Origin of the sequence: Pseudomonas sp. dw_612 (assembly GCF_018449725.1) — a bacterium.
Classification (GTDB): Bacteria; Pseudomonadota; Gammaproteobacteria; order Pseudomonadales; family Pseudomonadaceae; genus Aquipseudomonas.
Map to the genome: position 1 here is coordinate 17,453 of NZ_JAAVVC010000020.1, position 15,951 is coordinate 33,403.

10 protein-coding genes are annotated in these 15,951 nt (G+C 59.7%); 1 reads left to right on the top strand and 9 read right to left on the bottom strand.

Annotated elements, in window-relative coordinates; translation table 11 throughout:
- Positions 1 to 16: 16 nt before the first annotated feature.
- Positions 17 to 1,036, bottom strand: coding sequence for an arginine/ornithine succinyltransferase subunit alpha (aruF, locus tag HB680_RS24750; protein ID WP_133837983.1), 1,020 nt, complete (start codon positions 1,034 to 1,036; stop codon positions 17 to 19).
- A gap of 222 nt (positions 1,037 to 1,258) precedes the next feature.
- Entirely contained in the window at positions 1,259 to 2,479 is a 1,221-nt protein-coding gene (locus HB680_RS24755) for an aspartate aminotransferase family protein (RefSeq protein WP_213941047.1), read from the bottom strand.
- Between the two features lie 307 nt (positions 2,480 to 2,786).
- Here HB680_RS24755 and HB680_RS24760 point away from each other — a divergent pair, with 307 nt between their 5' ends.
- On the top strand, positions 2,787 to 7,820 hold the full coding sequence (locus tag HB680_RS24760; protein WP_346657416.1) for a DUF6543 domain-containing protein: 5,034 nt from the start codon (positions 2,787 to 2,789) through the stop codon (positions 7,818 to 7,820).
- Between the two features lie 7 nt (positions 7,821 to 7,827).
- Here HB680_RS24760 and argR read toward each other — a convergent pair whose 3' ends face one another.
- The 7 genes from argR to acs form a co-directional block, all read right to left on the bottom strand.
- Complete coding sequence (argR, locus tag HB680_RS24765; RefSeq protein WP_054044763.1) at positions 7,828 to 8,808, bottom strand: transcriptional regulator ArgR; 981 nt, start codon at positions 8,806 to 8,808, stop codon at positions 7,828 to 7,830.
- A gap of 236 nt (positions 8,809 to 9,044) precedes the next feature.
- Complete coding sequence (locus HB680_RS24770; protein ID WP_213941049.1) at positions 9,045 to 9,809, bottom strand: ATP-binding cassette domain-containing protein; 765 nt, start codon at positions 9,807 to 9,809, stop codon at positions 9,045 to 9,047.
- 23 nt (positions 9,810 to 9,832) lie between these two features.
- Positions 9,833 to 10,945, bottom strand: a complete 1,113-nt coding sequence (locus HB680_RS24775) for a M14 family metallopeptidase (RefSeq protein WP_213941050.1) — start codon at positions 10,943 to 10,945, stop codon at positions 9,833 to 9,835.
- 1 nt (position 10,946) lies between these two features.
- Entirely contained in the window at positions 10,947 to 11,645 is a 699-nt protein-coding gene (locus HB680_RS24780) for an ABC transporter permease (RefSeq protein ID WP_213941051.1), read from the bottom strand.
- Positions 11,642 to 12,331, bottom strand: coding sequence for an ABC transporter permease (locus HB680_RS24785; protein ID WP_123407311.1), 690 nt, complete (start codon positions 12,329 to 12,331; stop codon positions 11,642 to 11,644). Before HB680_RS24785 ends, HB680_RS24780 begins: the two co-directional genes overlap by 4 nt.
- Positions 12,332 to 12,422: 91 nt before the next feature.
- Complete coding sequence (locus HB680_RS24790; RefSeq protein ID WP_213941052.1) at positions 12,423 to 13,196, bottom strand: ABC transporter substrate-binding protein; 774 nt, start codon at positions 13,194 to 13,196, stop codon at positions 12,423 to 12,425.
- 641 nt (positions 13,197 to 13,837) lie between these two features.
- Positions 13,838 to 15,793 (bottom strand): acetate--CoA ligase, encoded by a 1,956-nt coding sequence (acs, locus tag HB680_RS24795; protein WP_123407307.1) that lies wholly within the window; start codon positions 15,791 to 15,793, stop codon positions 13,838 to 13,840.
- Positions 15,794 to 15,951: the final 158 nt, after the last annotated feature.

Here is a 15,951-nt window from a genome sequence, read left to right on the forward strand (position 1 = left end):
AAAAACTCGAAAGGCTTTAAACCGCGACCAGGCGCACGCTGGCACCTTCACCGACGCCCAGGGCTTCGGCCGCTTCCAGGTCCAGGGTCACGGGTTTGCCCGGCGCGTAATCGAGCTCGAGCAATACCGCGCGGTAATCCTGCAACTGGGCGTTGGCCACCAGGTACTGACGGCCGGCGCCTTTGACCGGCTCACCGATTTTCACCGGGACCACGCGGCTCTGGGCGATCGAACGGATCCCCGAGACGCGGGCGTGCAAGGTCGGGCCGCCGTCGAAAATGTCGATGTAATGATCGGTCTCGAAGCCTTCGCGCATCAGGATATCGAAGGTGATCTGCGCCCGCGGGTGCACCTGGCCCATCGCTTCTTGCGCGGAGTCCGGCAGCAACGGCACGTAGATCGGGTAATGCGGCATCAGCTCGGCGAGGAAGGTCCGGCTCTTCAAGCCGCACAGACGCTCCGCAGCGGCGTAGTTGAGGTCGAAGAAGTTGCGACCGATCGCGTCCCAGAACGGCGAGTCGCCATTTTCATCGCTGTAACCGACGATCTCGGTCACCACGGAATCGGCAAAGCGTTCCGGATGGCTGGCCACGAACAACAGGCGACCACGGGAATTGAGTTCCGCCCACGGTGAACCGACCAACTCCGGCTTCACGTAGAAACTGGTCAGCAAGCTGTTGCCGGTCAGGTCGTGGCACTGGGAGAGCACGTGGATCTTGTTATGAATCTTCAGCTCGCGGGAGGCGTGCACGAAGGTTTCATTACGGAAACTGTAGAACGGCTCGGAGTAACCGGCCGACGCGACGATCGCCGAGCAACCCACCAGTTGGCCAGTGGCGCTGTCTTCGAGGACGAAGAAATAGCTCTCTTCACCGTTGAAGCTGACTTCGGCGGAAAACGAGGCTTCGCTCGCGGCGATCTTGTCGCTCAGGCGTTCAACGTCATCCGGCAAGGAAGTGACACCAATCGGGCTGTCCGCAGCCAGACGCTGTACCTCGCCCAGATCAGCCATTTGCGCGGGGCGCATCACCAGCATGGTGTCACTCCTTTCTCATCTAACACTTCAGGAAAAATAACCGGGCAGTCATTGAAGACACTCGGACTAATGTGGGAGCGGGCTTGCTCGCGAAAGCGGTGTATCAGTCGACATCATCGCTGTCTGACCCACCGCATTCGCGAGCAAGCCCGCTCCCACATTGAATCTGGTCCGGCATAAAAATTTGGATCGACGCCTGAAACTCAGGCGTCGAAGGGTCTATCAGGCTTGCGTCAACTTCGCAGCAGCGCGTTCGAAACGGTCCAGGCCGGCATCGATATCAGCATCTTCCACCACCAGGCTCGGCGCGAAGCGAATCACGTCCGGGCCGGCTTGCAGGATCATCAAGCCTTCACGCTCAGCGGCGTTGAAAATGTCCTTCGCCTTGCCTTTCCAGGCGTCGCTCAGCACGCAGCCGATCAACAGGCCCAGGCCACGGACCTGAGTGAACAAGCCGTATTTCTCGCCGATCTGTTCCAGGCGCGCCTTGAACTTGTCGTGCTTGGCGTTGACACCGGCCAGCACTTGCGGAGTGTTGATCACGTCGATCACGGCTTCCGCAACAGCGCACGCCAGTGGGTTACCGCCATACGTGGTGCCGTGGGTGCCGACGACCAGGTGTTTGGCCAGGTCTTCGGTGGTCAGCATCGCCGCGATCGGGAAACCGCCGCCCAGGCTCTTGGCGCTGGTCAGGATGTCCGGGGTCACGCCGTAATGCTGGTAGGCGAACAGCTTGCCGCTGCGGCCCATGCCGGTTTGCACTTCATCGAACACCAGCAGCGCGTTGTGCTCGGTGCACAGTTCGCGAGCGCCTTGCAGATAAGCCAGTTCGGCCGGCATTACGCCGCCCTCGCCCTGGATTGGTTCCAGCACCACGGCGCAGGTCTTGTCGGAAATGGCGGCTTTCAGGGCGGCCAGATCGTTGTAAGGCACGTGGGTGATGCCGGTGATTTTAGGACCGAAACCGTCGGAGTACTTCGACTGACCACCGACGTTTACGGTGAACAGGGTGCGACCGTGGAAGCTGTTCAGCGCGGCGATGATTTCGTATTTTTCAGTACCGAAACGATCGAAGGCAACGCGACGGGCCAGCTTGAAAGCGGCCTCGTTGGCTTCGGCGCCGGAGTTGCAGAAGAACACGCGCTCGGCAAACGTGGCGTCGATCAGCTTATGGGCCAGGCGCAAGGCCGGCTCATTGGTGAACACGTTGGACACGTGCCACAGCTTGTTCGCCTGCTCGGTCAAGGCACCGACCAGCGCCGGGTGCGCATGGCCCAATACGTTAACGGCAATCCCGCCGGCGAAGTCGATCAGCTCGCGGCCAGACTGGTCCCAAACGCGGGAACCGGCACCACGCACAGGGATGAAAGCGGCAGGCGCGTAGTTGGGAACCATTACCTGGTCGAAATCGGCGCGTTGTACCGCATCGTGCTCAACGGACATCGGAGTCTCCTGAAGAGGAACACTCGCCTGAAACTGGCGAGCGATGAGGGGATTGTAAGGACAGTTTTCAGCCCGGCCTTGCCGCCAAGCGACAACTTCTTATAGCGCAAACCCCGGTTTCAGCCGGGTTTACGGCAATGCGACATATACCGTCGCAAAGGCGCAGTTTAAACCGATGCACGGGATTAGCGGCAGCGCGGGCGACATTAGATTTCAAGTCGTTGGCGAAGGTGCGGTAACTATGTACCGCACATGCCTTAGGCAAAACGGGTTTTCTTGGGGGCCGACCCCTTCAAGGATGAAACCCGTGAATATTTCCAACCCATCGCCGACTCCGGCATGGCAAAAGCACCCGAACAGTCACTACGAACACCTGGCCAATCATCTGCCTCAGTGGCTGCTCAAGGCCTCGACCACCCGACGGGCCGCATTGGGAAAAACGCCGCCGCACCTGCGGGAGGCGTTTCGCAACGCCACGCCCGGCCAACATACCGCGCTGAAACGGCTCAACGCCGCCTTCTGGACGGCCCAGAACGGCGTGGACGAGCGCCTGGAACACCTCGAAGACGCCCGATCCTTCGGCGAGCCCTTGCTGCGCAACGCCATCAAACAACGCTGCGGCCTGGACCTGGACGTGAAGGCCACGTTTTTGCGGCTCTACATTCCGGCGTCAATCCCCTGGTTCCCGATCAAGTCCGGCGCCGCGCGGATCTGGACCGTGTCGCTGCTTGATGCCGCCCTGCATAACTTCGAACCGTCGGAAACCAGCGAAAGCGCCCACGAGCCAGACTCAACCTTCATTACCCAACCGTCATCGTCCGGCCAGTTCGAAACCTTGAATCACATCAAGAACGCGCTGACGATTCCCGCTTTCACGACGTTATGCCGCGAACTGGATATCGGCGGGCAATACCAGACCTGGCTTGAAGACAATCTCGGCGTCAGCAACCCGGTGGCCGCCGCCGTTTTGCGACCGTCGATCATGGACAGCCAAAAAGCCGCGCTGCTCATGGCCCTGGAACTGGCGCGTCTGCCAAAGGACAGGCTCAAGGACGACGCGTACCGAGCCATTCTTGCGCTGGCGACGGGCGCGCCAGGACGACTGCTCGACGGCAAGACCTTGCTCTGTCACGACCTGACGATGATGGCAGCGCGCCTGACCGGGATCATCCTGTTCGCCCCGGACCTGGAACAGCACCGAGGGACGGTCAGGGTCATCGCCTATATCCCCGACGATCCGCAGCACCCGATCAAGGAATACCCGTCCAGCGGCCATTTCATGGCTGACCTCAGCGCAAGACTGCGCTCCAGCGACTATCAACAGTTTTTCAGTCGCTTCGTCGACCACGCTGATCGCGGCTATTTCTTCGCCAACCTGAACAACCGCCTGACGCAAATCACTTGGCATCCCCGCGCGTCCGGCGATCCGCTGCCCTCCTGGCGTGAGTCGCCAGCCAAACGCACAAACCTGCAATTTTCCGCCACGCCGATCCGGGATGAACTGTGGGAACACCTGTATCAGCGCAAGCTCGACAAGATCCTCAACGATGCGCGCATCCTGGCCGTGTCCACCGCCAGCGCCGACCGCAAGGCGCGATGGGAACTGTGGGATTCCTTCACCCGCATCGCCTCGACACTGCTGGAGATTGCCGCGTTCGTGGTTCTGCCATTCGTGCCCGTGCTCGGCGAAATGATGATGGCGTACATGGTTTATCAACTGCTGGACGAAGCCTTCGAGTCGATCATCGACTGGTCACAAGGCCTGACCCGGCAAGCTCTGGAACATACGTTGGCCCTTGTCGAATCGATCGTTCAACTGGGGGCATTTGCCGTGGGCGGCAGCATTGCGGCCAAGGAGTTTCGCAACGTCATGCCCAAGGAATGCGTGGCGTTCATCGACCGCTTCATGGCGGTGAAATCCGCCAATGGCCGAATCCGCTACTGGAACGGCGACCTCAGGCCCTACGAGCAAAACATCCTGTTGCCCACTCACAGCAAACCCGATGCATCGGGGTTGCACACGCACGCGGGGAAAAGAATTCTGCCACTGGAAAACAGACACTACGAAGTCACACGCGATGCAACGCGCCAACAGTTTCAGATAGAGCACCCGACCCGGAGCGACGCCTACAAGCCATTGCTGGAACACAACAACCAGGGCACCTGGCACACCGAACTCGAACAGCCGCTGCAATGGGACCGCCGTCAGCTCCTTCAGCGCCTGGGTCATGTTGCAGAGTCACTGTCCGGACCTGAGCGCGAGCAGGTACTCAGGATCAGCGGCTACCACGAAAACACCTTGCGCCGGATGCATGTCGACCATGAGACCTTGCCGCCCCTGCTGGCCGATACCCTTCAGCGTTTCAAAATCGATAAGGACATCCAGACCTTCATCGATCGAATCGCCAGCGACCACATCGAGGCTTACACCACGGCCGATCCGGCAACCCAGTTGCAACTGCTGACAGAACATTTCCCCTGGCCCGAAAACAAAGCGCTTCGACTGCTCGGCGACAACGCTGAGGTGCTGTGGCAACAGACTCCTCAGCACGGCTCACGCATTCATGATCTGCGAACGGACAGCGGCGACGTCCTGAGGGCCGCGTTAAACCACCTCACGGAAGATGAAATCAAGGCGTTGTTCGATGAGCCATTTGGCGCACCGGCGCTGGCGCTTGAAGCGCGAGCCAGGCAACTGCGATCCAGGCTGGCCGATGTCGCGAAAGCTCAACGCAGCGCGCTGTTCGATGCCCGATACCGAACGCTGCAACCCATCGCGGACCCGCTGGCCCAGCACCTGATGGACACCGTCCCCGGTCTGCCCGGCCCGGTCGCCGAAGCACTGCTGGACTCGGCGAGCGGCACTGAATGGCAACAACTGGAACAGGGCACCGTCCCCCCTCGGCTGAAGGAACTGGCCCAATGGGCGCAACAACAGGTACGCGCCGTGCGTGCCCGCGAAAGCCTGGAACTCGGCACACAGGACAACCCGGATGCCGCTCGACTGGCCCTGCATTCCGTGTCACGCCTGCCCGGCTGGTCCGGGGACGTGCGGATTGAGCTCAACCGCTATTCCTTCGACGGCGAAAACATCGACCGCATTGGCCGGCCGGATGCAACCCTGCACAAAGTGCTGGTACAACTCGAAGATGGTGACTACCAAGCGTTTGATGAGTGGGGCCAGTCACTGTCCGGCGCTGAAGACTTCTATAACAGCGTGCTCCGGGCACTCCCCGATAGCGAACGCAAGGCGTTGAACCTGCAAACAGGCCAAGGCGTACAACTGCGACACATCATCATGGAACACGCCTTGGGCCACGATGAACTGCAAGCAATCCTGTCCCGGCACCCCCTGCGCAAACCCCACTACGACCCCAGCGTCATGCGCTTGCCCGGCGGCGCCGACGGCTATCCAAACCGCCATCCCGGCGCACCGGCACTGCACGAGTATGTTCACGCGCTCTATCCCTCCTTCAACGCCACCGAAGCCGCAGATTTTGTTCACCAATTACACCAGCATCCCTCGGGCGCGCGAGCCGAACTCACGCGCCTGCACGACGAATACAGGCAGATGAACCTTGATCTGCGCCTCTGGCTCGAATTAACGCCCCTGGTTGATCCCCAAACCGGCGCCCGCCCCAGGTCCCGCCAACTGATCGCTGCCCGACGCAACCGCGAACTGCTCGTGGATCAGTTGCAACGCTGCTGGCGCCGCCAGACCGCACTCAATGACGGTGATATGGATGCCGGTGATCGCGGCTATATGTTCAGGTTCACGCGCCCCATTTTTGGAGAACTACCGATCATTGGGGCGGACTTCAGTCACGTCGCCTACCTGACCCTTGAAGGCAGCGAAACGACCCGTGGCGCCAACGCGTTCCTGCGCCTTTTCACCGGCCTGCGCCGAATGGAAGTACGCAATATTCCATTGACCGCGCTGCCGGACGTCACGTCATTGCCGAATCTGGACCAACTGATTATCAGCAATTGCGGGATCACGTTGAGTGTCGAAACCGAGGCCGCGCTGGCGTCCTTGAGCCGGATGCGCACGCTGGAACTGTATAAAAACCCGTTGGGGCGAGTGTTCAGTGTCGAAGCCATGACACAACTGGACTACATCGACCTGGGGGAAACCGGCATCTCGAGCCTTCCACCCGGCCTGCTGAACCTGCCAACTCTGGATACGGCAATCTTTTCCCACAACCAGCTCACTGAGTTACCCGCGCCCCTGTTCCAATTGCCGGTGAACAGGGCCAACGGTTTCGACTTTGGGAGCAACCCACTGTCCATCGACACACTCAACCGGGTGAAGACCTACTTTCAACAGACACGTGAACATTTGGGAGTCTTTGCTCCACAGGACGATATCGAGCGGGCAATCGCCCTTTACCCGACCCTGAATCATGCAGAGGCCAACGAGTTTGTGTTCGGCCTGCCCGGCACGCTGGAGGCCGGGCGAGCCGAACTCACGCGCCTGGAAACCGAGTACACCACGCTGAGCAATACCCTCACGGCATGGACCGGCAACGTTCCCCCGTTACATCCGGTCAGCGGTGAAGCCTTCAGCCCGGCGCAATTGCAGATCGAACACAACACGCGGGATGAATTCAGGCGCACGGTCCAGCAAGGCTGGCGCCGGGAGACGGAGCTGGATGATTTCAACGACGCCGCCGAGCCTTCCCATGAACTCAGCCTGGCGCTCGTCGTCACGGGAGAGTTGCCCACGCTGAGCGCTGATTTCAGCCACGTGTCGCACCTGTACCTGCACAGTTATGCCGGGCTGACGTCGGTCAGCGATGGCTTCCTCAGGTGCTTCCCCAGACTTAAAGGGCTGACCATTCGAGATTATCGACTGGGTAATATCCCGCCTTCCATCTTCAACATGGGGGAGCTGGTGGCGCTGGTGTTGCCCGAATGCCGCATCAGTCTGACGCCCGAAACGGTGGCCGCACTGGCCGGCATGGAACACCTGGACTACCTGGACCTGAGCGATAACCCACTGCTGCGCACACCCGATGTCAGCCAGATGCCCGAGCTGTCCACCCTCATCCTCAACAACACGCACATCACCGAGCTGCCGCCGGGGCTATTGCAGTTGCAAACGCTGGATATTGCCAACCTGAGCAATAACGCCATTCGAGAGCTGCCCAGCGATATCCTCGAATTACCCACGGAAATAGGTGTGAATATCGACCTGAGTGACAATCCGCTTTCCGAACGAAGCCTGACGCTGCTCATTGATTACTTCAGATTGTCTGGCCACGATTTCGGCGTTGAGGAGATTATCAACACCGCGGAAATGGAGGCGTCCAACTCAGACGATTCAGAGACGGAGCACTAAAGCGTAATCAGCCGCGCTCCGAAGGCACCGACGACAATTCGAACGGGCTGCTGCTGCGCCGCTGGTTGCGATCTTCCCGCGGCGTGGCGCCGAAGAAGTTGCGGTATGCGCTGGAGAAGTGCGGCCCCGAAGAGAAGCCACAGGACAGGCCGATCTGGATGATCGACTTGCTGGTTTGCATCAACATCTGCCGGGCCTTGTTCAGGCGCAATTCCAGATAGTACTGGCTCGGCACGCGGTTGAGGTATTGCTTGAAGATCCGCTCCAGTTGCCGACGGGACACGCACACATGCTGGGCGATTTCGTCGGTGGTCAGGGGTTCTTCGATGTTGGCTTCCATCAGCAACACCGCTTGGGTGAGCTTCGGATGACTGGAACCGAGGCGGTTTTGCAGCGGAATGCGTTGGCGCTCGCCACCCTCGCGGATGCGCTCGACCACCAGTTCTTCCGACACGGCGCCGGCCAGTTCGGCGCCGTGATCGCGAGCCAGTACCGCCAGCAGCAAGTCGAGCACCGAGAGGCCACCGCACGCGGTCAAACGATCACGGTCCCAGTCGAACAAGTGACTGGTGGCGATGACTTTCGGGAAACGTTCGGCGAAATCGTCCTGCCAGCGCCAATGCACAGCGGCGCGATAACCGTCGAGCAAACCGAGCTGGGCCAACGGATAAACCCCGGCGGACAAGCCACCGATCACACAACCGGCACGCACCAGTTGTTTCAGCGAACTGCTGAGCGCCGGCGCGAGTGCGGTCGGTGGCTCATCGGCGAGCAGAAACAGCTTCTGGAAGTTTTCGAGCTTGCCGGCCCAGGGTTCACCGGGCAATTGCCAAGCGCCTTCGGTCGGCGGTTCGGCCTGCAAGAACGACAGTTCGTAGACAACGTCCGGATGCACACGCTGGGCAACACGCAAGGCCTCCTCAGCCAGCGCAAGCGTCAGAGCTTTAGTGCTGGGCCAAATCAGGAAACCAATTCGATGGGCAGTCATGGTGGGCAATCCGAAACTCAAACAGTGTTAAAGGCATGGGCCAATGCTAGCCCGTAAATGAACGCATATCTCAAAACCGATGAAGATCAAACTGTGGGAACTGGCTTACCGCCCCCCACTGTAGGCGCTGACGAGTGAAACGAGGCTGCGATCTTTTAATTGTAAAAATCAAGATCAAAAGATCGCAGCCTCGTTTCACTCGTCAGCTCCTACAGGGTGCGTAACGGGAGTTCGGTTTACTTCAGGCTGCCCGAGAGGAATTGCTGCAAGCGTTCAGACTGTGGATTAACCAGCACCTCACGCGGATTGCCGCTCTCTTCGACGATGCCTTTGTGCAGGAACACCAGTTGGTTCGACACTTCACGGGCGAAGCCCATTTCGTGGGTCACCACCACCATGGTCCGGCCTTCCAGCGCCAGGGCCTGCATGACTTTCAGTACATCGCCCACCAGCTCCGGGTCGAGGGCCGAGGTTGGTTCGTCGAACAGCATCACCTCAGGTTCCATCGCCAGCGCACGGGCAATCGCCACACGCTGTTGTTCGCCGCCGGACATGTGGCCCGGGTAAGCATCTTTACGATGGGCCACGCCGACCTTGTTCAGGTAGTGCTCAGCCTTCTCGCGAGCTTCGACCTTGCTCATGCCGAGCACATGCACCGGCGCTTCCATGATGTTTTCCAGCGCGGTCATGTGCGACCACAGGTTGAAATGCTGGAACACCATCGACAGGCGCGAACGCATGCGCTGCAACTGTTTCGGGTCAGCCGCCTTCAGGGCGCCGTCCTTGTTCGAAACCAGTTTCAGCTCTTCGTTGTTGAGCAGGATCTTGCCCGCGTGCGGCTGCTCGAGCAGGTTGATGCAGCGCAGGAAAGTACTTTTGCCGGAGCCACTGGAGCCGATGATGCTGATCACATCGCCAGCCGCCGCTTTCAGGGACACGCCCTTGAGCACTTCGTGACTGCCATAGCGTTTATGCAGGTCTTGGACTTCAAGTTTGTACATGCGGTCGGTTCTCACAAAAACAGTCAGTCGTTGAGCAAGCGCCCGTGACGCAGCGCTTCGCGCCCCGCCACCTTGGCCAGCCAGAAACCGGGTTGGGCATAACGCAGCCGTTCAATGGCAAACAGCACCCCGGACGTACCAGCACACACCGTGCTGACCCGATCCGCCAACGGATCGATCACTTCGAAAATCTCATCGCCGGCTTCAATCCATTCACCGGGTTTACGCAGGAAACTCACCACACCGGGGTGCGGCGCGAACAACAATTCGGTGCCTTCGAACGGCATGCCTTCACAGGCTTCGTGTGCCGCTTTCGGCCATTCGCCGCTGATCAGGCCTTGTTCGGCGAGGAACGCCAGAATGCCTTCGGCCTGGAATTCAGCTTGCGGGCGACCGGTGTCAGCCTGACCACCCAATTCAATGGTGGTCGCCAGACACGCCAGTGGAATCTGCGCGTCCGGGAAGTGGCGCGACAAACGCAACCACGGCAGCGAACAGGCTTCGTCAAAGGAGCTGCCGCCGGAATCTTCCGCCAGCAAACCCACCTTCACATCCAGGTGCGCGGCCAGCGAACGCCATTGCGGCCAGTGTTGCGGCAAGGCGTACATGTGCAACGCGGCTTCGGCGTCGCAATGCAAATCCAGCACCACATCAGCGGTGCACGCATGGCTGAGCAAGACGCGCTGCATGCCTTGCAACTGACTGCTCGCCTCTGGCAATGCCGCCAGATGATCGCTCATGGCCTGACGGATAAGGCGGATGTTGGCATGCGGATCATCGCCCAAGTGCCCATCGAGCTGAGCGGTCACTGGCGCGCTGAGCTCGACGAAATCCCGGTTGAAGTTCTTGCCGCTGCCCGCCTCGAAACGACCTTGGTGGTTGCCTTGCAGCAATTGACCGAGGCCCAGCGGATTGGCCACCGGCACCAGCTCGATCACGCCGTTGAGCAAGCCTTGGGCTTCGAGTTCAGTCAGGCGCTTTTTCAGCTCCCAGGCGGTGCGCATACCCGGCAATTCATCGGCGTGCAGGCTGGCCTGGATGTAGGCCTTGCGCTCGCCAGAACCAAAGCGGAACACCGAAATCTGGCGTTCGCTGCCCAGGTGGCTCCACGGCAATGAGTGATCGATGCGTTCCATATCAGTGCTTCCGCGGGGCCATGTAGCCCAGCCAGCGGCGCTCGGCCAGTTTGAACAGCTTCACCAGAATGAAGGTCAGGCACAGGTAGAACACGCCGGCGGTGATGTACGCCTCGAACGGCAAGTAGAACTGGGCGTTGACCGTGCGTGCGGCGCCGGTGATGTCGATCAGGGTCACGATGGACGCCAGACTGGTGGTCTGCAGCATCATGATCACTTCGTTGCTGTACTGCGGCAGCGCCCGGCGCAGGGCCGACGGCAACAGAATGCGTTTGTACATTTTGTAGCGCGACATGCCCATGGCCTTGGCCGCTTCGATCTCGCCATTCGGCGTAGCGCGCAGGCTGCCGGCGATGATTTCGGCGGTGTAGGCGCTGGTGTTGATCGCGAAGGCCAGGCACGCACAGAACGTTGCGCTGGACAGCCACGGCCACAGGAAGCTTTCACGCACCGCTTCGAATTGCGCCAAACCGTAGTAGATCAAAAACAGCTGCACCAGCATCGGCGTGCCGCGAATCACGTAGGTGAACAGCCAGGCCGACATGTTGACGACGGCGTTCTTGGAGACGCGCATCAGCCCCAACGGCAGGGCCGCCAGCAGACCGAAAAACAGCGACAGCGCGAGCAATTTGAGGGTGGTCACCAGGCCGCCGAAGTACAGCGGCAGGGACTCCCAAATGACGTTGTAGTCGAAGATCATAGATCAGCCGCCCTTACGCCTACCGAGTAGCGCTTCTCAAGGTGACGCAATGCCAGCAACGACACACTGGTGATCACCAGGTACATCGCCGCCACTGCGAGGAAGAAGGTGAAAGGCTCGCGAGTGGCGTCTGCCGCCTGCTTGGCCTTGAACATCATGTCTTGCAGACCGACCACTGAAATCAGCGCGGTGGCCTTGGTCAACACCAGCCAGTTGTTGGTGAAACCCGGAATCGCCAGACGAATCATCTGCGGGACCAACACCCGGAAGAACACCTGAAAACTGCTCATGCCGTAGGCCATGCCGGCTTCTGCCTGACCTTTGGGGATCGCCATGAAGGCGCCACGGAAGGTTTCCGACAGGTACGCACCGAAGATGAAGCCCAGGGTGCCGATACCGGCGGCCAATGGGTTCAGGTCGATGTAGTCGTCAAAGCCGAGCATCGGTGCGACGCGGTTGAGCAGGTCCTGACCACCGTAGAAAATCAGCAGGATCAGTACCAGGTCGGGAATGCCGCGAATCACCGTGGAATACAGATCGCCCAGCCAGGCCAGCCAGCGAATCGGGGACAGACGCAGCGAAACGCCGATCAGCCCCAGAACGATGGCCAAGACCATGGACGACAAGGCGAGCTGAAGCGTCAACCATGCGCCATCGAGGATGACAGCCCCGTAGCCTTTCAACATGATTCAGGTCCTCGAAAGTTGGGATGAAAAAATGGCGCAAACCTCAGAGATCCTGTTGCTTGCGCCATTTCGGACTTGTCGCTGGGACGTGTTACTTGCCGTAGATATCGAAGGCGAAGTACTTGTCCTGGATTTGCTTGTACTTGCCGTTCTCGCGAATGGCAGCGATCGCACCGTTGATCTTGTCTTTCAGCGCGTCACCCTTGCGAACGGCGATGCCTACGCCGTCGCCGAAGTATTTGACGTCGGTGAAGGCCGGGCCAACGAAGGCGAAACCTTTGCCAGCGTCGGTTTTCAGGAAACCGTCATCCAGCAGCGTAGCGTCTGCCACGGTGCCGTCGAGGCGGCCGGCGGCCACGTCGAGGTAGATTTCGTTCTGCGAACCGTAAGGCTTGATCTCGGCACCCAGCGGGGCCAGGACTTCGCGGGCGAAACGCTCGTGGATCGAACCACGTTGTACGCCGATGTTCTTGCCCTTGAGCTCGGCCAGACCTTCGCTGACCTGGGTGCCGGCCTTCATGACCAGGCGCGCCGGGGTGTTGTAGTACTTGTTGGTGAAGTCCACGGACTTCTTGCGATCTTCAGTGATCGACATGGACGACAGGATCGCGTCGATCTTGCGCACTTTGAGCGCCGGGATCAGACCGTCGAACTCTTGCTCGACCCAGACGCACTTGACCTGCATCTGCTCGCACAGGGCGTTGCCGATATCGTAGTCGAAACCAACGATGCTGCCGTCCGGTGCCTTGGAGGCGAACGGAGGGTAAGCCGCTTCGATACCGATCTTCAGGGGTTTTTCATCGGCGAAGGTCGGCAGGGACAGCACGGACAGTGCCAGGGCGCCAAGCAGCACAAGTTTCTTCATCTTGGGACTCCATCGGTAAAGGGCAAAAACGGCAGAGTGAGCACAAGCCCAATATGCGAATGGGTTAAACGGGAAAGCGGTGCTGCGTCCTAAGAAACCCGCGCTGATTTCAACGCGAGCGACGACGAGCGAGTGATCGGCATTCTAACGACAGGCCCGAAGCCGATATTTCTTCAATGCGACAACAAATTACAGATGCACTGAGAAAGGCACTTGGGCACGTTGACAGCCTTGCAATTTCATGCAAGAGCAAAAGATTGTGAACCGATCTATACTGCAAATTGCGGGCCTATTATTGGCAAAGCCTTCTAATCCGGCAAGCGTAGCGTGGTGTCTTATTTTTCATGGGCGCTGGAGAGGCTCTGAAACGGGGCTTGGCGTTTCTCAATGCCCCGTCGCCGGGCGTAGGGTTACACATTCAGTTACTTTCATGACGACGGGTAACAGTGGGAAATGACCTACAGGTGATACCGATAATTATTGGTTGAAGATCAACATCAAAAGATCGCAGCCTTCGGCAGCTCCTACGCCAAGCACATTCCGTGTAGGAGCTGCCGAAGGCTGCGATCTTTTGATCTTCAACAACAAAAAGCCCCACCAGGCTCAACACCTGGCAGGGCTTCCATGACTCAGGCCGACGCTTACGCGACGTTCATCGTCTTATGCGTATCAATCAAATGCTGCACCACACCCGGGTCCGCCAGGGTGGAGATATCCCCCAACCCGTCGTATTCCGCGGTAGCGATCTTGCGCAGAATCCGGCGCATGATCTTGCCCGAACGGGTTTTCGGCAGCCCCGGCGCCCACTGGATCACATCCGGCGAAGCAATCGGGCCGATCTCTTTGCGCACCCAGTTCTTCAGCTCCAGGCGCAATTGCTCGCTCGGTTCTTCGCCATTTTTAAGCGTGACGTAGACATAGATGCCCTGCCCCTTGATGTCGTGCGGCACGCCAACCACGGCAGCCTCGGCGACTTTCGGGTGCGCGACCATCGCGCTCTCGATCTCGGCCGTACCCATGCGGTGGCCGGACACGTTGAGCACGTCATCCACACGCCCGGTGATCCAGTAGTAACCGTCCTCGTCACGACGAGCGCCGTCGCCGGTGAAGTACATGCCACGGAACGTCTTGAAGTAGGTGTCGACGAAACGATCGTGATCGCCGTACAGCGTGCGCGCCTGACCCGGCCACGAATCGAGAATCACCAGGTTGCCCTCGGCAACGCCTTCGATGATGTTACCCAGATTGTCCACCAACGCCGGCACCACACCGAAGAACGGACGCGCAGCAGAACCTGGCTTGAGGGCGTGAGCGCCCGGCAGCGGGCTCATCATGTTGCCGCCGGTTTCGGTCTGCCACCAGGTATCGACGATCGGGCAACGGGACTTGCCGACATTCTTGTAGTACCAGTCCCACGCTTCCGGGTTGATCGGCTCGCCGACCGAACCGAGCAGGCGCAGACTGCTGCCATCAGCACCTTCAACGGCGGCTTGACCCGACGCCATCATCGCGCGGATAGCGGTTGGCGCGGTGTAGAGGATGTTGACCTTGTGCTTGTCGATGATCTTCGCCACCCGAGTGATATCCGGATAGTTCGGCACACCTTCGAAAAGCAACGTGGTCGCGCCGTTGGCCAATGGGCCGTAGACGATATAGCTGTGGCCCGTGACCCAGCCGACGTCGGCGGTGCACCAGTAGATTTCGCCCGGACGATAGTCGAATACACGCTCGTGGGTCATCGCCGCGTACAACAGATAACCGGCGGTGGTGTGCTGAACACCCTTCGGCTTGCCCGTCGAGCCAGAGGTATAAAGGATGAACAGTGCTTCTTCGGCGCCCATCTCTTTCGGCGCGCACACGCTGCCCGCCACTTTCATCAGGTCTTCGTACCAGATGTCGCGATGCTGGTTCCACTTGATGTTGCCGCCGGTGCGCTTGCACACGATGACTTTCTGAATGCTGCTGGTTTCCGGGTTGGTCAGCGCGTCGTCGACGTTGGTCTTGAGCGGGATCTTCTTGCCGGCACGAATGCCTTCGTCGGCCGTGATCACCACTTTGGATTTGCAGTCGATGATGCGACCCGCCAGGGCTTCCGGCGAGAAACCGCCAAACACCACCGAGTGAATCGCGCCGATCCGGGTGCAGGCCAGCATGGCGACCACGGCTTCGGGGATCATCGGCATATAGATAGTCACCACGTCGCCGCGATGCACATCCTGGCCGCGCAAGGCGTTGGCGAACTTGCAGACTTGTTCGTGCAGCTCGCGGTAGGTGATGTTGCGACTCTCGGCCGGGTCATCCCCTTCCCAGATAATCGCGATTTGATCGCCGCGCTCGGCCAGATGACGGTCGAGGCAGTTGTAGGAAACGTTCAGCGTGCCGTCGGCGAACCACTTGATATCGACATGGTGATCGTCGAAGGACGTCTGCTTCACCGTGGTGAAAGGCTTGATCCAGTCGAGGCGCTTGGCTTGTTCGCGCCAGAAGCCATCCGGGTTGACGACCGACTGCTGGTACATGGCCTTATAGGTGGCCTCGTCAGTCAGCGTATTGGCTGCTACCTCGGGACGAACGGGATACAGAGAAGCCGCACTCATCTTTCTTACCTCGGTGGAATAGTTGTTTTTGTATGGCCCTGTTGTAGCCGGGCCGGGCCTATAGAACCATTCGACGATGGTAGTAACAAGCCCCTACAAATAGCCCTGGTTACCCCCGCTGACCGCTCAACCCCACGCAATCCGGGCCTCCCCACCCC